This is a genomic window from Amycolatopsis sp. CA-211722 (assembly GCF_056828465.1).
Window position 1 is genome coordinate 3,503,207 of sequence record NZ_CP184752.1, and the last position, 21,472, is coordinate 3,524,678.

14 protein-coding genes are annotated in these 21,472 nt (G+C 67.7%); 11 read left to right on the forward strand and 3 right to left on the reverse strand.

What is annotated here, in order from left to right:
* The first annotated feature begins 9 nt into the window (after window positions 1–9).
* The 9 genes from ACOCEP_RS17300 (at window position 10) to ACOCEP_RS17340 (ending at window position 14,268) form a co-directional block, all read left to right on the forward strand.
* Window positions 10–3,360 carry a non-ribosomal peptide synthetase gene (locus tag ACOCEP_RS17300; RefSeq protein WP_482338408.1) on the forward strand — a complete coding sequence of 1,117 codons (3,351 nt, stop codon included), beginning with the start codon at window positions 10–12 and terminating at the stop codon, window positions 3,358–3,360.
* On the forward strand, window positions 3,357–6,941 hold the full coding sequence (locus tag ACOCEP_RS17305; RefSeq protein ID WP_482338409.1) for a type I polyketide synthase: 3,585 nt from the start codon (window positions 3,357–3,359) through the stop codon (window positions 6,939–6,941). Before ACOCEP_RS17300 ends, ACOCEP_RS17305 begins: the two co-directional genes overlap by 4 nt.
* The gene (locus tag ACOCEP_RS17310) at window positions 6,931–8,241 is read left to right on the forward strand and encodes an MFS transporter (RefSeq protein ID WP_394360815.1); all 1,311 of its coding nucleotides are present in this window, start codon (window positions 6,931–6,933) and stop codon (window positions 8,239–8,241) included. Before ACOCEP_RS17305 ends, ACOCEP_RS17310 begins: the two co-directional genes overlap by 11 nt.
* Window positions 8,238–9,494 carry a cytochrome P450 family protein gene (locus tag ACOCEP_RS17315; protein WP_482338411.1) on the forward strand — a complete coding sequence of 419 codons (1,257 nt, stop codon included), beginning with the start codon at window positions 8,238–8,240 and terminating at the stop codon, window positions 9,492–9,494. The genes ACOCEP_RS17310 and ACOCEP_RS17315 overlap by 4 nt, the downstream gene beginning before the upstream one ends.
* Window positions 9,491–10,180 carry a thioesterase II family protein gene (locus ACOCEP_RS17320; protein WP_482338413.1) on the forward strand — a complete coding sequence of 230 codons (690 nt, stop codon included), beginning with the start codon at window positions 9,491–9,493 and terminating at the stop codon, window positions 10,178–10,180. The genes ACOCEP_RS17315 and ACOCEP_RS17320 overlap by 4 nt, the downstream gene beginning before the upstream one ends.
* Before the next feature lie 46 nt (window positions 10,181–10,226).
* The gene (locus ACOCEP_RS17325; protein WP_482338414.1) at window positions 10,227–11,228 is read left to right on the forward strand and encodes an aldo/keto reductase; all 1,002 of its coding nucleotides are present in this window, start codon (window positions 10,227–10,229) and stop codon (window positions 11,226–11,228) included.
* A 348-nt stretch (window positions 11,229–11,576) separates the two neighbouring features.
* Complete coding sequence (locus tag ACOCEP_RS17330) at window positions 11,577–12,155, forward strand: DinB family protein (protein WP_482338416.1); 579 nt, start codon at window positions 11,577–11,579, stop codon at window positions 12,153–12,155.
* A 255-nt stretch (window positions 12,156–12,410) separates the two neighbouring features.
* Window positions 12,411–13,559, forward strand: a complete 1,149-nt coding sequence (locus ACOCEP_RS17335; RefSeq protein ID WP_482338417.1) for a GmrSD restriction endonuclease domain-containing protein — start codon at window positions 12,411–12,413, stop codon at window positions 13,557–13,559.
* Between the two features lie 7 nt (window positions 13,560–13,566).
* Window positions 13,567–14,268: a HEPN domain-containing protein gene (locus ACOCEP_RS17340; protein ID WP_482338419.1), complete on the forward strand. Its 702-nt coding sequence runs from the start codon at window positions 13,567–13,569 to the stop codon at window positions 14,266–14,268.
* A gap of 14 nt (window positions 14,269–14,282) precedes the next feature.
* Here the strand turns inward: ACOCEP_RS17340 and ACOCEP_RS17345 are convergent, their stop codons facing one another.
* Window positions 14,283–14,819, reverse strand: a complete 537-nt coding sequence (locus ACOCEP_RS17345) for a methylated-DNA--[protein]-cysteine S-methyltransferase (protein ID WP_482338421.1) — start codon at window positions 14,817–14,819, stop codon at window positions 14,283–14,285.
* 90 nt (window positions 14,820–14,909) lie between these two features.
* On the opposite strand from ACOCEP_RS17345, the gene ACOCEP_RS17350 reads away from it, so the two are divergent.
* Window positions 14,910–15,536 carry a VOC family protein gene (locus ACOCEP_RS17350; protein WP_482338423.1) on the forward strand — a complete coding sequence of 209 codons (627 nt, stop codon included), beginning with the start codon at window positions 14,910–14,912 and terminating at the stop codon, window positions 15,534–15,536.
* Here ACOCEP_RS17350 and ACOCEP_RS17355 read toward each other — a convergent pair.
* Together ACOCEP_RS17355 and secA2 are read right to left on the reverse strand one after the other, a co-directional pair.
* Entirely contained in the window at window positions 15,507–17,264 is a 1,758-nt protein-coding gene (locus ACOCEP_RS17355) for an NAD+ synthase (protein WP_482338425.1), read from the reverse strand. The genes ACOCEP_RS17350 and ACOCEP_RS17355 overlap by 30 nt on opposite strands.
* 148 nt (window positions 17,265–17,412) lie before the next feature.
* On the reverse strand, window positions 17,413–19,740 hold the full coding sequence (gene secA2 / locus ACOCEP_RS17360; protein ID WP_482338427.1) for an accessory Sec system translocase SecA2: 2,328 nt from the start codon (window positions 19,738–19,740) through the stop codon (window positions 17,413–17,415).
* 149 nt (window positions 19,741–19,889) lie between these two features.
* Between secA2 and ACOCEP_RS17365 the strand changes: the two genes are divergently transcribed.
* Window positions 19,890–21,461 carry an alpha/beta hydrolase gene (locus ACOCEP_RS17365; RefSeq protein WP_482339749.1) on the forward strand — a complete coding sequence of 524 codons (1,572 nt, stop codon included), beginning with the start codon at window positions 19,890–19,892 and terminating at the stop codon, window positions 21,459–21,461.
* Window positions 21,462–21,472 lie beyond the last annotated feature (11 nt).

Consider the following 21,472-nt stretch of genomic DNA (forward strand, 5'->3'; position numbering starts at 1 on the left):
AGAAAAGCCATGTCGTTCCACGAGTACGCCAGTGCCGTCCTCGGCCAGGACATCGAGGCCGGCGCGTTCGCCACCACCAGTTTCGTCGGCCTCGGCGGGGATTCACTGCGCGCACTGCGGCTCGTCGCGATCACGCAGGAGAAGCTCGGCCTGCGAATCCCCGTGGCCGCGTTGCTCGGTGACACTCCGGTCGCCGAGGTGTTCGCCGGCGCGATCCCGGCCGGGAAGCCGGTCGGCGGGGGAGAACCGGCCGCCGAAGCTGTTTCCCATGCCCAGCGCGGGATGTGGCTGATCGAGCGGGTCACCGGCGGATCTCCGTACAACCTGGTCTTCACCTGTTTCGTGGAGACCGGGACCCTGGTGCCGGAGTTGTTCGAGCGCGCGGTCGCGCGGACCGTGGCGAGACACCCCGGACTCCGCACGGTCTACCGCGGTGACACCGGCGACGTCGTGCCCGAGGTGCTCGAGTCGTACGTCCCGGCCGTCGAAGTACACACCTGGGAAGGCGAAGCGGGCGAGTTCGAGGAGCGGGTCCGGTCCCTCGCGGCCCGGCACGGACGGCGGCCGTTCGACCTCGCGGAGGCGCCGGCGTATCGGTTCCTCCGGGTCGAAGGCGGCACGGGCGGACAGGCCGTCGTGCTGGTGGCGCACCATATGGTGCTCGACGGCTGGTCGGTCGGCCTGCTGCTGAACGAATTGTTCGCCCGCTACGCGAACCTGGCGGGCGGCGAGCCCGAGACCGTGGGGGAGCCCGGTGTCTCGCCCCGGGTTCTCCTGCGCCATCAAGAGGAGGCCCGCGCCTCCGGGGAATGGGACCGGCAGGCCGAGTTCTGGACGAAGCACCTCGACGGCGTGCCGTCGGTGCTGGAACTCCCGTCCGATCGGCAGCGTCCTCCGATCCAGGACGCCGCGGGCGCGCGGGCGCCGATCGACTTCGGCGTGCCCGCCGGCGCGGCGGTCACCGAACGAGCAAAGGCGCTGGGAATCACGCCGTTCGCCTTCCTGCTCGGCGCCTTCGGCTTGACGTTGAGCCGCTGGACCGGCATGCGGCATCTGCTGGTCGGGGTTCCGCTCACCGGCCGGGGGAGCACCGAACTCGAAGAACTCGTCGCCGTCGCCGGGAATCTGGTCCCGGTCCGGATCGACATCGCCGAAGACGCCGCCGTGGCGACGTACCTGCGCTCGGTGCACCAGTCGCTCGGACAGAGCATCGACGCGGGCGACCTGCCGTTCGAGGAGCTGGTCACCCGGCTCGGCATCGAACGCACGCTGGGCTGTCACCCCTTGGTCCAGGTCTCGTTCGGCATGCACGATCAGCTTGTCCCGCAACGGATCGAGACCTCGGGCGCGCGGCTGAGGATCGAAGAGGGCCACGGTGGCGGCGCGCAGTTCGACCTCTCCCTGCTGATCGGCCGGGCCGAGCCGTCATTCGGGGGCCACCTGGAATACGCGTCCGCGGTCTTCGGTCCGGCCGACGCCGAAGGGTTCATCGCGGACTTCCTCGCCGCCGCGGACCAGCTGGCGACGGCCGGCGACGTCGCGGTCGAGGAGATCCGTTGCCTGTCACCGGAACGGCGGGCCCTGCTCGACGGGATCAACCGGACCCGGGAGGACTTCCCGGCCACGTCGATCGACGCGCTCTTCCGCGAAACGGTGCTCCGGGACCCGGACGCGATCGCCGTCCGCGAACACGAAGTCCAGCTGAGCTACCGCGAACTCGCCGCCGCGGCCTCCCACCAGGCGCGGCTGCTGCGCGAAGCCGGTGTCCGCCCCGGCGACCGCGTGCTCGTCGGGCTGGACCGATCGATCGCGGAAGCCGTCGCGGTGCTCGGCGTCGTCTGGGCGGGCGCCGCGTACGTCGGCGTCGATCTCGCCGTCCCCGCCGAGCATTCCGGCAGGATCGTGCGGTCCGCCGCTCCGGTCGCCGCCCTCGTGCCCCCGGCCTCGGCGGAACGCTTCCGCGAACTCGGGATTCCCGTGGTGGCGGCGTGGGATCGGTCCTGGGAGGTACGGGAGGTCGTCGAAGCGCCGGTGGATCCGGACACGACGCGGCCGGCCTATGTCGCCTTCACCTCCGGCTCGACCGGTGAACCGAAGGGGGTCTGCGTCCCGCACCGCGCCATCGTCCGGCTGGTGCACGAGGCGGACTACGTCCACCTCGGCCCGGAGGAACGGGTGCTGCGGTTGTCCCCGCTCGCCTTCGACGCGTCCACTTTGGAGCTTTGGGGCGCGCTCCTGACCGGTGCCACGCTCGAGGTGTACCCGGCGGGCCTGCCGACGCCCACCGAGCTCGGCGAATTCCTGCTGGACAACGAAGTCACCGTCGCCTGGCTCACCGCCGGACTGTTCCGGCTGGTGGAGGAGTTCGCGGCCGACGCGTTCGCCGGGCTGCGGCAGCTGCTCACCGGCGGCGACGTCGTCCCGCACGAGCACGTCGCCCGGGTCCTGCGGCGCCATCCCGGCCTGGTCATCACCAACGGCTACGGGCCGACCGAGAACACCACGTTCACCACCACGTATTCGGTGACCGACCCGGACGACGTCGACGGCCCGCTGCCGATCGGCACGCCGTTGCCCGGAACCCGGGTCTACGTGCTGGACGCCCGGCATCGGCTCGTGCCGCCGGGCGCGGTCGGCGAGCTGTACACCGGCGGTCTCGGCCTCGCCGACGGGTACCTCGGTGACGAGGCGGAGACGGCCCGCGTGTTCGGCGAGTTCTCCCCGGACGTCCCCGAACGCCTTTACCGGACCGGGGATCTGGTGCGCGTCGACACGAAGGGCCGGGTCCGGTACCTCGGCAGACGCGACGATCAGGTCAAACTGCGCGGTTACCGCGTCGAACTGTCGGCGATCAGCGACGCGCTCACCGCGGACCCGCGGGTGCAGGACGCCGTCGTCGCGGTCAGCGACGGCGACAGCGCGGAGAAGCGGTTGATGGCCGCCGTCGTCCCGGCGCCCGGTGCCGCGTTCGGCACGGCGGACCTGCGCGACGCCCTGAACGGGCGCTTGCCGGCGTACATGGTCCCGACGCTGTGGGCGCTGGTCGAGCGGATCCCGGTGACCGGCAACGGGAAGATCGATCGCCGCGCGCTGGCCGCGGTGGCGGCCCCGGCGACCGCGGCCCCGGAAGCCCAGGACGACCTCGGCCCGGCGCTCGCGATGTTCACCGAGGCGATCGGCGAGCCCGCCGTGGACATCACCGCGCGGACGGACTTCTTCACCGTCGGCGGGAATTCGATGGCGGCCATCCGGCTGGTGACGCTGGCCAAGGAACGCACCGGAGCGATCCTCAAGGTGCGCGACTTCCTGCGCGACCCGACGCCGGAAGGCCTGGGCAGGCTCCTCGCGAGCGCCTCATGACCAGGCAGGAGCCGGTCGCCGTCATCGGGATGGCCTGCCGGTACCCGGGCGCGCCGGACGTCGGCCGGTTCTGGTCGTTGTTGCGCGGGGGCGCCGAAGGCATCAGCAGGCTGGACGCCGAGGAGATCCTCGCGGCCGGTGGCGACCCCGAGCTGACACGGCGTCCCGAGTTCGTCCCGGCGATGGGGTTGCTGACCGGCGCCCGCGGCTTCGACTGGACCTACTTCGGCTACAGCCGTGCCGAGGCGGCGAGCATCGATCCGCAGCAGCGGGTGTTCCTGCAATGCGTGGTGGCCGCCCTCGACGACGCCGCGCTCGACCCGGCCCGCTTTCCCGGCTGGATCGGGGTGTACGGCGGGGCGGACCAGGTCACCGCCGAGCCGGACGGCGAACTCGGCGAACTGGCCCGCTACATCGGGCTCGGCCCCGACTTCCTGGCGACGCGGGTGGCCTACAAACTCGGCCTCCGCGGTCCGGCCGTCACCGTGCAGACGGCGTGTTCGACGTCGTTGACGGCGGTGCACATGGCGGCCGCGAGCCTGCGCGGCGAGGAATGCGACGTCGCGCTCGCCGGTGGGGTCGCGGTCATCGCCGGCGGCGAACGCGGCTACCTCTACGAACCCGGTGGAATCCTTTCCCCGGACGGCCATTGCCGCACGTTCGACGAACGAGCCGGGGGCACCGTGCCCAGCGAGGGCGTCGGCGTGGTCGTGCTCAAGCGGCTGGCCGACGCGCGGCGTGACGGTGACCGTGTCCTCGCGGTGATCCGCGGTTCGGCGATCAACAACGACGGCGCGGAAAAGATGGGCTACACCGCTCCGTCGGTCGAAGGGCAGAGCGAACTCATCGGCTACGCGCAGCGGCTGGCCGGTGTCGATCCGCGCGACATCGGATACGTGGAGGCGCACGGCACCGGCACCCGGATCGGCGATCCGATCGAGGTCCAGGCACTCACCGACGTCTTCCAGGCGGACACCGGCGCCACCGGCTGGTGCCGGCTCGGCGCGGTCAAGAGCAATATCGGGCACACCGGTTCCGCGGCGGGGGTGGCGGGCCTGATCAAGGCCGTGCTGATGCTGCGGCACCGGGAACTGGTGCCGTCGGTGCACTTCACCCGGCCGAATCCGTTGCTGGAACTGGAAACCACCCCGTTCGTGGTGAGCACCCGCACCGAACCGTGGACCGGCCGGGACGGCAGGCTCGCCGGGGTCAGTTCGTTCGGCGTCGGCGGCACCAACGCGCACGTCATCCTCGAAGAGGCGCCGGCCCGGACGGCGCCGCCCGTGCGTGGCGGGCGCCGGGTGCTGACGTTGTCCGCGGCCGCGCCGGAAGCCCTCGGCCGCCTCCGCGCGAACCTGGCCGAGCACCTGCGCGCCACACCGGATCTGCACCTGTCCGAAGTCAGCGCGACGCTGGCGTCCCGCCGGGTGCATCAGCACCGGCAGACCGTCGTCGCGGAGGACACCGCCGAAGCCGCGACGCTGCTCGCGGCGCCGGGGGCGTCCGTTCCGGGCACGCTCGACAAGGTCGCGTTCGTCTTCCCGGGGCACGGTCTGCTGACCCACCCCGCGGGGGTGGCCGCGCACCGGCTGCTTCCCGGGTTCCGGGCCGCGTTCGACGAGGTCCGGGACCTCGTCCGCGAGCGGCACGGGCTCGACCTCGCACCGATCGTCACCGAGAACGCCGAACCGGCCTGGTTCTCGCGACTCGTCCCTCACCAGGTCGGGCTGTTCGCGCTCGGTTACGCGCTGGGCAGGCAACTCCTGGAGCTCGGTGTCCGGCCGGTCGCGATGCTCGGCAACAGCATCGGCGAGTACGCGCCCGCCACGCTGGCCGGGCTCTGGAGCCTGCCGGACGCGGTGGATCTGGTCCACCTGCGTGCTTCGGCGATGCTGGCCACCCGGCCCGGCCGGATGGCCGCCGTCGGGGCCGCCGCGGACGAACTCGCGGACCGCTTGGCGGACAAGGGTTTCGGTGAACTCTCCCTCGCCGTGCGCGGGCCGGGCCGAGTCGTCGTCTCGGGGCCGGAAGCGGTGATGACCCGGCTGCTCGACGGAGACCTCCTGGCCGGTCTCGACGTCCGGGTACTCGACATCCCGCGGGCCTTCCACAGCACGCTGATGGATCCCGCCGCCGACGAACTCGCCGAGGTGGTGGCCGCCAAGCCGAACGCGGCGCCGCGAATCCGGCTGGTGTCCAACACTTCCGGCGGATGGGCGGAACCGGACTCGTTGCGCGGCCCCGGTTACTGGGCGGGGCAGCTCCGCGAACCGGTGCTGCTGGAGGAGTGCGCGGGCACCCTGCTCGAATCCGGCTGCGACACCTTCCTCGAACTGGGGCCCGGCACGTCCATGCTCGCGACACTTCGCCGTCACGAAGCCTGGAAGGCAGGCAACGTGACCGTGCCGCTGCTGGGCCGGGCCGAGGACGGAGATCGCGGTGTCCTCCGCGCGCTCGGCTCGCTCTGGGAACGTGGCGCGGACACCGTCACCGGATTGCTGGAAGAGCCCGGTGAACGGCCCGCTATCTGCTCGCTCCCGACTTACCCCTTCAGCGACGAGGAGCCGGATTTCGCCGTCAGGAGGCCGCCCTTGGTCAAGTCCACTGTGGATGATCCAGGTGAGTCCACAGTGGAAAGACTGTGGTGCGCGGCGCTCGGCGTCCCCTCGGCCGACGCGGCGGACGATTTCTACGCGCTCGGTGGCGAATCGCTGATGGCGGTGAACTTGATGTCGAAGATCCGCGAGCGGACCGGCGCTTCGGTACCCGTGGCGGAGTTCGACCAGGAGGCCACCTTCGGCCGGTTGTCACGACTGGTCGCGGAGCGGTCCGCCGCACCGGGGCCGCGGCACACGGTCGATGTCGTGACCTTCCACGAAGACGGCCCCGGCGCGCCCTTGCTGCTCATCGCGGACTCCGCTGGCAGCGCGCTCAGTTATCGCGCGCTGGCGGACGAACTGGCCGGTGCGCGTCCGGTCCACGGATTCGAAATCGTTTCCGGCCGGGAAAAAGGCATCGACGCGATCGCGGCCCAGTACGTCGACGCGGTGCTGCGGACGCGGCCCGACGGCCCGTACCTTCTCGGCGGCTGGTCGTTCGGGGCCGTCCTGGCGCACGAGGTCGCGCGGCAGCTGACCCGCCGCGGCGCGGACGTGGACACGGTGGTCGGCCTCGACGGCTTCGTGCAGGGACGCCGCGACCTGCCCATGGCCGTCGATCCCGGCTTCTTGGCGAGCCACGGGCGAACCCTCGTCGACGCGGTCTTCGGGTTCGGCGCGATCGGCCGTGAGACGCGGCGCAATCCGGCGCTGCGCACGCAATTGCTGGGCAAGGCACGCGCGCTGGTGCCGTACCGGCCTCCTTTCGTTCCCGCCAGGGCCTTGGTGTTCCGGGCGGGTTCGGACCGGCGAGGGGCCGCCCGGCTCCGCGCCCGTCTCGCCCCGCTGTACGGCGGCGGTGTCCAGGTGTTCACCACCCCCGGCGATCACTGGTCACTGCTCACGCAACCCCATGTGGGCGCCCTCGCCCGCGAACTGAACGGTGCTCTCGCGGGCGCCGAGAGGATGGATCATGTCGGCTGAATCCACAGCGACGAGTCAACCCACCGTCACGGCGGCGCCGGAACCCCCGGTCCAGGAGAAGCCGCTCTTCCGTAACCGTGATTTCCAGGCCATGTGGATCAGCCAGTTCTTCGCCGCCTTCGGCAAGGAAGCGGCGGAGATCGCGTATCCGCTGCTGATCCTCGCGACCACCGGATCGGCGACCTACGCCGGCGCGGTCGGCGCGGTGCAACTGGTCGTGGCCGGGGTGATGTCCCTGCCCGGCGGCAGCCTGACCGACCGTTTCAACCGCAAGCTGATCATGATCTTCTGTGATCTGGCGCGACTGGTGCTGCTGGCGTTGTTCGCCGTGCTGGTGATGAGCGACGGCGTCAACGTCTGGTTCACCTTCGCCATCGTGATCCTGTCCGCGACCTGTCTCGGCGTGTCCAACCCGGCCGGGATGGCGGCGATCAAACAGCTCGTGCCCGCCTCCCAGCTGACCCAGGCGACCGCACAGAACCAGATCCGGTTCTTCGGCGCCACCGTCGCCGGCCCGCCCGCCGGCGGCGCGCTGTTCGCCCTCGCCAGGGCGCTGCCGTTCTTCGCCGCCGCGCTCTCGTTCCTGGTGTCCGCGGTGATCCTGCTGCTGGTCAAGAAGCCGACCCAGGCACCGCGGACCGTCGAAACCAAGGCCGCGCCGAAGGGCAGCATGCTCGACGGCTTCAAGTTCATCGTGAAGCAGCCGATCATCCTGACCCTGGTGTTGTGGGCGATGGGCTCGAACATGGCCTTCAACCACTCCGGGATGTTCCTCGCCCTGATCGCCACCGCGCAGGACCGCGGCGCGTCGGAAGCCCTGATCGGCACGACACTCGCCATCGCGGGCGGCGGCGGCCTGACCGGCGCGCTGCTCGCGGGCATCGTGCTGAAGTACGTGCGGCCGCCGGTGATCATGGCCTACGCCATCTGGATCGGCCCGGTCGCGGCGGTGCTGCTGACCTTCGTGCCCGGCACGCTGCCGCTCGGCATCATCGTCGCCTGCATCTTCCTGCGCGCCGGTGTCGTCGGGGCGCTGATCTACGGCTACATCGCCGCACTGGTGCCGGACAACCTGCAGGGCCGGGTCATCGGCGCGGTGATGTTCGTCGGCATGATCGCCCAGCCGATCGGCATCTTCGCCGTCGGCGCGATCTTCGACCTCGCCGGCCCGACGTGGGTCTTCGTCTTCATGGCCGTCGCCGGGACCCTCTTCGCGCTGCCGACCCTCAGCAAACGCATCCGCACGCTGCCCGCCCCTGAAGAGCTCGCCAAGCAAACGACTTCGGAGGATGGAAAATGAGCCTGGAAACCCCTGAGCAGACCACCGCGTCCCCGGAGCCGCTTCCCGCCGAGTTCTGCACCCACCCCGGCCCGGATCCGTACGCGGGCTACGCCGAAGTGCGGGCCACGTGCCCGGTGCGCCCGATCGAGTACCCGCCGAACTCCGAGGCCTACGTCATCGCCGACTACGAAACGGTGAGCAAGGGTTTCGCCGACCGCCGGCTGTCGAAGAGCGTCGACAACGCGCCCGGCTGGTTCCGCGAGGCACTCGAACAGAGCAGTCCGATCCTGATCAAGAACATGCTCACCGCGGACCCGCCGAAGCACACCCGCCTGCGCAAGCTGGTCGGAAACGCCTTCGTCCCGCGACGCATGAACGAACTGCGGCCGCGGATCCAGGAGATCACCGACGACCTGATCGACGCGCTGCCCGGCGAAGGCGTCGCCGATCTCTACAACGACTTCGCGTTGCAGCTGCCGATGCGGGTGATCTGCGAATTCCTCGGTGTCCGGATCGAGGACTGGCCGCTGCTGCACGACTGGGGCATGGTGCTCAGCAACGCGCCGTACCTGGACGAAGAGGGCAACCGGCGGCTCAAGCAGGTCAGCGACGACGTCGAGAAATATCTGCTGAACCTGATGGCCGAGCGGCGCGCGGATCCGCGCGAGGACCTGGTCAGCGTCATTCTCGAGACGGCCGACGCGGACGAGGCGTACAGCGACGAGGAGATCGTCTCCACGTTGATCCTGCTGATCATCGCGGGCCACAAGACGACCGCGAACCTCGTCGGGAACGGTATGCAGGCGTTGCTGCGGCATCCGGACCAGTTCGAGCTCCTCAAGAGCGAACCGGAACTCGTGGCGACGGCGATCGAGGAGTTCCTGCGCTTCGAGGGACCGGTTTACCGTGCGCCGCAACGGTTCGCGGCCGAGGACCTGGAGCTGTGCGGCCAGCGGATCGGCAAGGAGAGCGTCGTCCACCTGCTGATCAACTCGGCCAACCACGACCCCGAAGTGTTCGAAGACCCCGAAAAACTGGACATCACCCGCAAACCGAACCGGCATCTTTCGTTCGGGGTCAACGTGCACTTCTGCCCCGGCGCGCCGCTGTCCCGGATCGAAGGCGCCGTCGCGTTCACCACGCTGCTGCGGCGGCTGCCCGGGTTGAGCCTGGCCGTGGCGCCGGAGGACCTGCCGTGGCGCTTCGACAACTCGGCCAGCCGGGGCCTCGAACGACTGCCGATCCGCTACGACCGGAAGCTGCCCCGATGACTTCCTTGGTGTGCCTGCCTTTCGGCGGGAGCGGGGCCGCCTTCTTCCACCCGTGGTCGGCCTTCGCCGCCGACGGTCTCGAAGTCGTGCCGATGCGGTTGCCCGGCAGGGAACGGCTGATCGACGAAGAGCCGTACCGGTCGGTGCCCGACGCCGTCGACGCCTTCCTCGGCGAGCTGGGTGAGCCGGCGGACGTGGTGCTGTTCGGGCACAGCGTCGGGGCCGTGCTGGCCTACGAACTCGCGCACCGGCTGCCGTCCGTGCGCCACCTGTTCGTCAGCGGGTCGCCCGGTCCGCGCACGGAACGGCCGCTCGAGATCCGCGCGTCCGTCCACGAAGACGACGACGCTTTCCTGGCGCAGGTCCAGTTCCTGTCCGGACACGTCGACCAGGCGCTGTATCACCCGGATCTGCGGGAACTGCTCCTTCCGGCGTTGCGCGCGGACGTGACGATGCACGAAAACTACGTCCCCAGCACCACTGAGCCGCTCACGGTGCCGATCACGGCCTTGCGCGGCACCGGCGACGAACTGGTCTCCGCCGACGACATCCGCGAGTGGGCCGAGTTCACCACCGCCGGCTTCGAGGCGGTCGAACTCCCCGGCGCGCACATGTACGTGGTCGATTCCGGGGAAGCCGTGATGAATCTGATCCAGAGCGCGATTCGTTCCGATAGCGTTGTGTGAGCACCTGATCGCTCGCCAACCGTGACCGCAGGAAGTGATGGGACCCATGAAATTTCGCACGATCGGCCTGAACCCGGATTCGCGGCGCGAAGTGAGCGCGCTGGCGCTGGGTGCGATGCCGTTCGGCACCGGCGTCGACGAGGAGACGTCGTTCGCGATCCTCGACCGGTTCGTCGAGGCAGGCGGTTCGTTCGTCGACACCGCGAACAACTACGCCTTCTGGCACAACGGAACGCAGGGTGGCGAGAGCGAGGCACTGCTCGGCCGGTGGCGTGCCGACCGCGGTATCGGCGGTGAGGTCACCATCGCCACCAAGATGGGCGCGCGGGCGAAAGCGCCGGGCATGAGCTTCGCCGACACCGGCAAGTTCGAGAACATCGAAGGCCTTTCCCCGAAGGCGATCAAGGAAGCCGTCGACCGCAGCCGGGAGAACCTCGGCGTCGACAAGCTCGACCTGCTGTACGCGCACGTCGAAGACCGGTCGGTTCCGCTGGAAGAGACCGTCGAGGGTTTCGCGCAGGTCGTCGCCGACGGGTCGGTGGGCCTGCTGGGGGTGTGCAACCACTTCGCGTGGAAGGTCGAGCGCAGCCGTGCCCACGCCGCTGCGAAGGGGCTTCCGGGGTACGACGTGCTGCAGTACCAGCACACCTACCTGCGTCCCCGCACCGACCGTCCCGCCCGGCGTTCGCCGGAAGGTGCCAACGGGTTCGTCTCCGGCGAACTGCTCACCTACCTGACCGAGAACCCTGGTCTCTGGCTCGTCGCCTACTCGCCGCTGCTGGCCGGCGCGTACGTCCGCGAGGACAAACCGCTGGAGTTCGACTACGACCACCCCGGCACCCCGAACCGGCTCGCCGCGCTGCGCGAGGTCGCGAAGGAGATCGACGCGACGCTGAACCAGGTCGTGCTCGCGTGGCTGATCGGTGGCGACGCTCCGGTGATCCCGCTCGTCGGCGCTTCTTCGGTCGCCCAGCTGAACGAGAGTCTCGAAGCCGTCGACATCACGCTGACCGCCGAGCAGCGGGCGAAGCTGGACGCCGCCGCCTGACCCTCCACACCTGAGGGAGCAAGGGACCTTTGCTACCGCTTGTCTCAACGTCGAGAGAGTGGTAGCAAAGGTCCCTTGCTCTCTTTTCGGACTTCGGCCTGGGGTGACCGTGTGGGTTTCGGGTCATTCAACGCACTGAAATCCACACGGTGGGGCCGGTGTCGCTACGCGGGGTGAGGGGTGTGGGGAAATAGGGACACTCAACGTCTCTATTTCCCCACGCCCTCGTCGCCGTCCGCCCGGTCCCGCCTGGGCGGTAGCAAAGGTCCCTTGCTCCCTTCCTGGCCGAATCGCCCCAGCAAGCCGGTTCCGGATGCCATGATCCCCTTCCCGATGGAAGGAGCCACCATGGCTGGAAACGTTCCCCCGGTCGCCGACGAGCGCGAAGGTCTTCTCGCCTACCTCGAGCAGCAGCGCCACGTCCTGCGGATCGCGGCGCACGGCCTCACCGAAGAACAGGCCAGAGCCACCCCGACCAGAAGCTCGCTGAGCGTCGGCGGCCTGATCAAGCACACCGCGTTCACGGAAGACGGCTGGATCGACATCCTGCTCGAGAAGCCCTCGAAGCCGATGGACGAAGCGATGAAGGAGTACGAAGCCGGCTACGTGATGGCCGACGGCGAGACGCTCGAAGACGTTTTCGCGCGCTACGACGAGGTCGCCCGCCGTACCGCGGACGTCATCGCGGGTATCGCCGACCTCGGCCAGCTGGTCCCGGTGCCCAAGGGCGTGCCCTGGTACCCGCAGGACGTCGACGCGTGGTCGGTCCGCTGGGTGCTGCTCCACCTCATCGAGGAGACCGCGCGCCACGCCGGGCACGCCGACATCATCCGCGAGCACATCGACGGCGCGACGGCGATCCCACTGATGGCCGCCGCGGAAGGCTGGCCGGAGACGCCATGGCTCAAGCCCTGGTCGCCGGCGTGAAAGCCAAGTTGAAAAGTGCGCCAAACGTGGTCGCTGCCTTGGGGCTTGCTCGCATATGTGCGCACTCGGCAATGTCAACTCGTGCTTCCTGAGCGGACACTGCCTTGTCAGGAAACTCGCAGTTGAGCCAAGCATGCGAGACAAGCCTGTGTCTTGCGCGAGTGACCGACCGGAAAGTATCGGCATGTTGATGCTTTTCTGTTGTAATCGTGCGGTATTGTGCGGGTAATTTGACGCTTTGGTCAGGGAGAAATGATGTCGGAGAATGAATCTTCGCTAGAAAGTGGGCGCGACGTCGAGGAGTCCGAGGAGGCGCTCGATGACTACCCATCGGACGATCCAGTTGGTTTTTGGGAGGAGAAGCAGCGAGACCTGCTGACAAGCGCTGTCGACTACAATCTCAATGCTCTTTCTTCGTTAGTTCGCGGGAAGCAAATCGATTTATCGCCAAAGTATCAGAGGCGGAACAGGTGGACCGCAGAGCGCAAGTCCAAGCTAGTTGAGTCATTCTTAATGAACGTCCCTATTCCTCCTGTTTTCTTGAACGAAGACGAGTATGGTCGCTATTCTGTGATTGACGGAAAACAGCGACTTACTGCAATTAACGAGTTTCTCTTGGGGAGGTTCGCTCTTGAGGGCTTAGAAGTATTTTCAGAGCTAAATGAAATGTATTTCGATCAACTTCCGAGTACGCTTCAAACGGTGTTGGAAACGCGTGCAAATTTGCGTGCGATAATTATTCTTCGCCAGTCGGATCCGGATATAAAGTATCAGGTCTTTCAGCGGCTGAACACTGGTGGTATCAAGCTGAATCCGCAAGAAATTAGAAACAGTGCCTGGCCGGGCGAGCTTAACAGTATGATTCTTGAAGAGTCGGAGTCGGATGACTTTCATCGCGCACTTGGAATCAGGGACAAATCCAAATCTTCGGTCTTTAGGGAGATGCGCGACGCTGAATTTGTTCTTCGGTTTTTAACTTTCCATGAGGATTGGGACACGTTCTCGGGTGGAATGGGAAGGCGTCTCGACGAGTACATGGCTCAAAATCAAAGTCTTCCGAAAGGTGAAGTGGAAGCACTTCGTGAGTCCTTCAGGGTTGCGGTCAAAAAAGCTGTAGCAGCTTTTGGTGACCACGTGTTTCGTAGGTGGGTTGGCGGGGAAGGTAAAGGGTACTGGCGTCGGCAGGTTCTGGCGGCAGCCTATGATGCAGAAATTTTCGCGGTCCTGGAATTTGACGAGGAAAAGCTTCGCGAGAACCGTGAGCGACTAGTGATCGGGTTGGTGGAGTTATTTGAGGACCGGGAGTTTAGGAAGTCGGTCGACTCGGCGACAAATACGCCTACATATTTTCGAGACCGCATTAAAGCTGTTAGAGCTATGATAACGGGCATACTGGGGGAGTAGGTCGAGGGTGGGTGCACTTTCCAATCTTGCGACCTCTCTAGATCAGGTTCGTGAGATCATAAAGTTGGAATCGACATATTCTGACCCGCCTGACTCCGGTGATATGGCAGCTGTGCTTGGTCTTAGGGGTGGTGCAACCGTGCTCACGGTCGCCAGCTTTGAAGCATTCCTTAGGTCCTGCTTTGAGGAGGAGTTAGATCGAATTGTTCGAGCAGGTTTTACGCTATCAAAGTACTCGGAGGACCTCCACGCTGGCGCAATATTTGCTTCTCTCGAGTTGGCGTTAAAGGGTGATCACAGTACTCGTGGACTCGAGAAAAAAGAGCGAATTCCGGGAGTTCTGGCTGCGGTTAGAGCTATTTCGGGCGGGTTCTTTACTCCGCGAGCTATGTCATCTACAGAGAGTAATCCAGACTCTGCATGCGTTAAGCGGATGTTCAAAAATGTAGGATACCGCGATGTCTTTGCGTCCGTTAAACTCGAATTTGAGAAACTTTGGGGAGCTGCTGTATCGACGACTTATTGTTCGGATAAATTGAATAGTCTAATTGTGTCGAGAAACCAGGTGGCGCATAGTGCACAATCGGCTCATTTGGCGCGCTCTGACTTGAGTGAGAACGTAAGATTTGTTGAAGTTCTGGCTACTGTATTGAAGGTTGCGCTATCTAGTCACGTTGGTGATTTGATAGTTGATGCATCTAATTCTTAACTCTTGCTGCACGACTAGAACAAGGTCGGTTCGTCCGCCAAAGCGCCTTCGATGACCAGCATCCGGCGCTTGGTGGCGACCCCTCCGCGCGCGGAGAATCCGCCGTCCTTGCCGCCCGCGGCGAGCACACGGTGGCACGGCACGATGATCGGAAACGGGTTCCGCCCCATCGCCTGCCCGACGGCCTGCGCGCCGCCGGGCATACCGAGGATGTTCGCGATGTCGCCGTAGGTCAGCGTCTTGCCCGCGGGGATGGTGCGGATGAACTCGTAGACCCGGTGGTGGAAGTCCGGTACTCCTTCGTAGTCGAGGCCGACGCCGGTGAGATCCGTGCGCTTGCCGTCCATCAACGAGACGATCCCGTCGATCGCGCGCTGGATCTCGCCCGGCGGAGTGGATTCGGTCGCTTGGGGAAGGCGCGCGGTCAGTCGCGCCCTCGTCTTCTCTTCACTGCCCTCGGGGAGCTGGACCGCGACGACCCCGCGTTCGCTCCACGCGATTCCGCAGTCGCCGATCGCGGTGCCGAACACGGAATAGCCCGGTGCCGTCATGTGCCCAGGGTACGAGAGCGGTCCGACAGTTTCGGGTGCGCGGCCATGCCGCGGTGCCGCCGGAGCCGCGGCTGCGGTAGGAGTATGCACATGAGCGACCTCGTGCTTGACCACCTCGTGTACGCCGGGCCGGACCTCCAAGAGGCCGTCGCGCGCGTCGCCGAGCTGACCGGCGTCACGCCGGTACGCGGCGGAAGGCATGTCGGGTTCGGTACGGCCAACTACCTGGCCGATCTGGGCGCCGGCGCCTACCTCGAGGTGGTCGGTCCAGACCCGGACCAGCCCGAGCACATCGGACCGCGCCCGTTCGGCATCGACGAGTTGACCGCACCCGCCCTGGTCACCTGGGCCGCGCGGGTGGACGGCATCGACACGGCGATCGCCGAAGCCCGTGAACGTGGTTACGACCCGGGCGAAGCGTCCGAGATGTCGCGGACCACCGACGACGGCGAACTGCTGACCTGGCGTCTCACCGGTGCGGGCGGTCTCGGCGGGCTCGCGCCCTTCCTCATCGACTGGGGGAGCACCCCGCATCCGACGACGCGGGGGCTCCCGTCGATTCCGCTGCTCATGGTCACCGGTGTCCACCCCGAGCCGGCCGCGGTCGAAGCCGCGGTCCGCGCGCTCGGGATGGACATGCTCGTCCGGCGTGACACGAAGCCCGGCCTGGTGGCCGTGCTGACGAACTCAGCGGGGAAGCAGGTCGCGCTGAGCTGAGCGGGTCACGACCGTGCCCTCTCGCCAGCCGTTGGTCATCGGCAGCCGCCGGTCGCGCCCGAACGCCTTGAAGGTGATCTTGGTGCCCGGCGGGTACTGGCGGCGCTTGTATTCGGCCTTGTCGACCATCCGCACCACGCGGTCGATGGTCTCCGGCTCGAAGCCCGCGTCGACCAGGTCGACGTAACCGCGGTCGCCCTCGATGTAGTCGTCGAGGATGTCGTCGAGCATCAGGTAGTCGGGCAGCGAGTCGCTGTCCAGCTGGCCGGGCCGCAGCTCCGCCGACGGCGGTTTGGTGATCGAGTTCTCCGGGATCGGCGGGGTTTCGCCGTTCTTCTCGGCTTCGGCGTTGCGCCACTTGGCCAGGTGCCAGACGTGTGTCTTGAACAGGTCCTTGATCGGCGCGAAGGCCCCGACTGCGTCGCCGTAGATCGTCGAATAGCCGACGGCGAGCTCGGTCTTGTTGCCGGTGGCGAGCACCAGGTGACCGTCCTGGTTGGACAGTGCCATCAGCAGCATGCCGCGGACGCGGGCCTGGATGTTCTCCTCGGCGAGCCCGGTCAGCTGAAGCTGCTCGACGTAGACCTTGACCATGTCCGCGATCGGTTCGACGCGATAGTGCGCGCCGATCCGGCGGGCGAGGTCTTCGGCGTCGCCCTTCGAGTGCTCCGAGGAGTACTCCGAAGGCATCGAAACGCCATAGACGTTGTCGCCGCCCAGCGCGTCGGCGGCCAGCGCCGCCACGACCGCCGAGTCGATGCCGCCCGAGAACCCGAACGTCACCGACGAGAAGCCGTTCTTGTGCACGTAGTCGCGCAGGCCGACGACGAGCGCGTGCCACACCTCGGCCTCGTCCGAGAGCGGCTCGCTGATCGCGGACTCGGTGCGCGGCGTGTACGCCGGGACCGGCTCCTCGCTGAGCACGCGGCGCTTCACCCGCAAGCCCTCGAACTCGCCTTCGGCAGTGTGCCCGCCGGCGACGAGGTCCGTGTCCACGACGAGCAGGTGCTCGACGAACTGCGGCGCGCGCGCCAGCAGCCGGCCGTCCGCGCCGACCACGATCGAGTCGCCGTCGAAGACGAGGTCGTCCTGGCCGCCGATCTGGTTCGTGTACACCAGCGGCGCCCCGGCCTCGGCCGCGCGGCGGGCGATGAGCGGCAGACGGATGTCGTCCTTCGCGCGCTCGTAGGGCGAGGCGTTGGGCGCGACCACGAGGTCGACCCCGGCCTTGCCCAGCGCGGAGATCGGGCCGCCGTCCTGCCAGACGTCCTCGCAGATCACCATGCCGACGTCGACGCCGTGGAAGCGGACGATCTCGAGCTCCTGGCCCGGCTTGAACCAGCGGTGCTCGTCGAAGACGCCGTAGTTGGGCAGGTGGTGCTTGAACTGGCGAGCGACCACTTCGCCGCGGTACAGCGCGGCGGCCGCGTCGCGCGGGCCGGCTTCGTCCAGGTCGAGGTAGCCGATGTAGGTGAGCACCTCGCCACAGCCGGCTTCTTCGAGCCGCCGCGCGAGAACGTCGACCATCTGCTTCGAAGCTGAGGCGAAGGTCGGGCGGAGGGAGAGGTCCTCGACGGGATAGCCGGTGAGGGACATCTCAGGGAAGACGACGATGTGGGCGCCTGCTTCGGCGGCTTTGCGAGTCCACTCGACGGTGAGCTCGGCGTTGCCTTCGAGGTCCCCGACGGTGGTGTTGACCTGGGCCAGTGCGATGCGCAGTTGCGGCATGCCGACATTCTCACCCACCGGCGTCCGCGGGGACGACCGGATGTGCCGAATCGCCCACCTGGGCACGGCCGGCCGAAAAGAGAGCGGGGGACCTTTGCTCTCGCTCTCCGAAAGAGAGTGACAGCAAAGGTCCCCCGCTCCCCGCGTGCTACTTGCGCTTGATCATGCTCCGCACCTTCTTGATGGTCTGCTCGAAGTCGGAGTCGAACGGGTTGTCGTGCACCAGGTACGTCCACGTCGTGTTCGCCCGCCGCACCCCCGCGTCGCCGAGGTCGATCCCCTTGTCGGTGATCTCGGCCTCCTCGAGCGTCTTCGCCGCCCGCTCGGCCGCCTCCGGGATGATCTTGTGGAACTCGGGGATCGCCGCGCGGTGGAACTCGTCGATCGGCGTCTCCCGCGCGAGCGCCCGCAGGTGGATGCTCTCCCGCACGTCGGTCAGGAACGCCAGGTGGTCCGACCACAGCTGGTCGATGTGGAACAGCAGCACCTCGCGGCTCAGCTGCTCGACGCGGGCCTCGTCGTCGACCTTCTCCGAAAGCTCCTTGAACTTCTCCGGGTGCGCCTTCTCCAGCACCTCCGCCGCGTGCTTCGTCCGCAGCACCTTGTCCCGGTGCTCCAGCAGCTCGCCGCGCTGCCGCTCGATCAGCCGCGTGTAGCGCCAGGTGTTCCGGTGGATCTCCAGGTCGACACCTTCGGCGACGCGCTGCGCGTGGTTGATCTGCCGCAACGCCGCCGGGTCGACGATCTCGCCGCTGCCCACGTCCGAGCTGATGCCCTCGGGGATGTCCGGCGCGTTCGACAGCACGAGCTCGTCGTTCAGGCTGGCGAAGAACACCGCGCTACCCGGGTCACCCTGCCGCCCGGACCGGCCGCGCAGCTGGCCGTCCAGCCTGCTCGACGGGTAGCGGGCGGTGCCGATCACGTGCAGGCCGCCCAGCTCGACGACCTCGTCGCGGCCGTCGCCGTCCTTGCCGCCCAGCCGGATGTCGGTGCCCCGGCCCGCCATCTGGGTCGAGACGGTGACCGCGCCCTTCTTGCCGGCGTCGGCGATGATCGCGGCTTCCTCGGCGTCGTTGCGCGCGTTGAGCACGACGCATTCGAGGTCGGCCTTCGCCAGCTTCTCGGCCAGCTCTTCGGATTCGGCGACGTCCTGGGTGCCGACGAGGATCGGCCGCCCGCTCTCGTGCACCCGCCGGATCTCCTCCTCGATCGCGCGCAGCTTCTGCGACGGCGACCCGAAGATCCGGTCCTCCTGGTCCTCACGGATGTTCGGCGTGTTCGGCGGGATGACCGCGACCTCGAGCTTGTAGAACTCGCGCAGCTGCTCGGCGACCGCGACCGCGGTACCGGTCATGCCCGCGACCTCGGGGTAGCGCGCGAGCAGCGCCTGCACGGTGATCGAGTCGAGGATCTCGCCCCGGTCGGTCGCCTTGACCTGCTCCTTCGCCTCGACCGCGGCCTGGAGCCCGTCCGGCCAGCGCTGAAGTTCGGCGACGCGGCCGCGCGCGGCGTTGATCAGCTGCACCTTGCCGTCGCGCACGAGGTAGTCGACGTCGCGGGTGAGCAGCGCGTGCGCGTGCAGCGCCACGTTCACCGCGGGCAGCCTGTCCGAGCCCGTCTCGTCGTAGAGGTTGATGTCGTCGCCGAGGGCCTTCTCGACCACCGAAGCACCGGCCTTGGTCAGCCAGGCGTTGCGGCCGTCGGCGTCGGTCTCGTAGTGGAGCCCGAGCCGCAGCCGACGGACGATGTTCGCGACCTCTTCGTCGGCGTCGGTGTGGTCGATCGATCCGGCCATCACGAGCGGCACCCGGGCCTCGTCGACCAGCACGGAGTCAGCCTCGTCGACGATCGCGACCTCGGGCTCGCGCTGGACCAGGTCCTCCTCGCGGGTGACCAGCCGGTCGCGCAGCACGTCGAAGCCGATCTCGCTGACGGCGCCGTACGTGACCTCCTTCGCGTACGCCTCGCGGCGCTCGTCGCGGGAGTGCGCGGGCTCGACCCAGCCGACGGAGACACCGAGCAGGGCGTAGATCGGGCCCATCCACTCCGCGTCACGTCGGGCGAGGTAGTCGTTCACCGTGACGACGTGGACGTGCTTCCCGCGCAAGGCGTACCCGGCGCCGGCCAGCGCACCCGCCAGGGTCTTGCCCTCACCGGTCTCCATCTGCACGATATGCCCGCTGAGCAGGCCCATCGTGCCCAGGAGCTGGACGTCGAAGGCGCGCTCGCCGAGCGCCCGCCGCGCGGCCTCGCGACCGAGCGCGCAGACCTCGATCAGCTGGTCGTTGCCGAAGGAAGCGGCCTCCCGAAGCTTGCCGGCCCGCTCTGTCAGCTCCTCGTCGGAAAGCTTCTCCAACTCGGGCTCGAGCTTCTCGATGGCCGGCAGCAGCGCTTCGTAGCGGGTCAGCTCGACGCTGCCCGGCCGCTGGATGATCCGGCGCAGCTTCTTGCCCACCCGGCTGATCAGTGCTGCCACCCCTGTGCTCCCGTCTGTTCTTCTGCCGTCCGCACCCGTATGCCCAACGCAGTGGTGGTGCGGCCGAGTTCCACGGCCGATGGCACGATCCAACCGTGTCCACTCATGTCAGCGCCAGGTCCCGTGCCCGTCGATTCGCCGCGATCACGATGTCCGGCCTGCTCGCCGTCACCGTCGCCGCGTGCTCGTCGGGAGAGGGTAGAACCCAGCCGCCGCCTCCGGCCACCGAGTCGCACGCTCCGACCGGACCGGTGCCCGCGGGACTCGAAAAGTTCTACGGACAGAGCCTGACCTGGGCCGACTGTGCACCCTACGCGACATCCGATGACGCGAAAGCGGCGTTTCGAGTGAAGGACGCACAGTGCGCGCGGCTGACCGTCCCGCTCGACTACGCGAAACCCGAAGGCGACTCGATCACGCTCGGCCTGTTGCGCCGGAAGGCGCTGGAAACCGACGAAAGGATTGGGTCGCTCGTGGTCAACCCCGGTGGCCCCGGCGCCTCCGGGATGCAGGCCGCGGCCGGTCTCGCCTCCCGGACGGCGACGAACGAGCTGGGCAAACGCTTCGACATGGTCGGTTTCGACCCGCGCGGGATCGGCGCGAGCCAGCCGCAGGTCCGCTGTCTGTCCGACGCCGAACGCGACGCGGACCGCGCCGACGACAGCGAGACCGACGGCTCACCCGAGGGAGTGAAAAAGCAGGAGACCGAGTCCCAGGACTTCGCGGCGAAGTGCGCCGAGCGGACCGAACACGGCGCCGCGATGCTCGCGAATCTGGGGACGCGTGACGTCGTCAAGGACATGGACATCCTGCGCTCGGTCCTCGGCGAACCGAAGCTGAGCTACCTCGGCTACTCCTACGGGACGCGGATCGGGTCCGCCTACGCCGAGGCGTTCCCGGCGAACGTCCGCGCGTTGGTGCTCGACGGGGCCGTCGACCCGGAGCAGGACGCGGTGGAGTCGCTGGTCGCGCAGGGGCAGGGTTTCGGCAAGGCGTTCGGGGAGTTCTCGACCTGGTGTGCCGCGCGCGAGGACTGCGCCCTCGGGCGCGACGCCACCGGCGTGACGAAGGCGTTCCAGGATCTGGTGCGCCCGCTGATCGATTTCCCGGTGCCGGTCAGCGACGGCCGGAAACTGTCGTACGAGGACGCGACGACAGGCGTGATACAGGCTCTCTACCAGGAAGATCTCTGGGAGCCGCTGAACTCCGCGCTCAACGATCTGAAGCGCCAGCGCGGCGACGGGCTGGAGAAACTGGCCGACCTCTACAACGAGCGCGGCGCCGACGGCCGCTACGGGACGACGCAGGACGCGTTCGTCGCGATCCGCTGCGTCGACGACCCTAGGGTCACCGATCCGGCGAAGATCCTCGACGCGCAGAAGCGCTATGCGGAGGCGGCGCCGTTCCTCGACGACGGCAGGCCGGACGGATCCGCGCGTGACGCCTGCGCCTTCTGGCCGGTGCCGAACACGTCCGAGCCGCACCTGCCGAACGTCGAAGGGCTGCCGAAGACGCTGGTCATCTCGACCACGAACGACCCGGCGACCCCCTATCAGGCGGGCGTCAACCTGGCGAAAGCGATCAAGGGAGCTTTGCTCACGTTCGAGGGCAACCAGCACACCGTGTTCCTCCAGGGCGTCTCGTGCGTCGACAAGATCGGCATCGATTACCTGGTGAACGGCACCTTGCCGGACGAGGGCACACGCTGCGCGGCCAAGTAACGAGTTCGGCG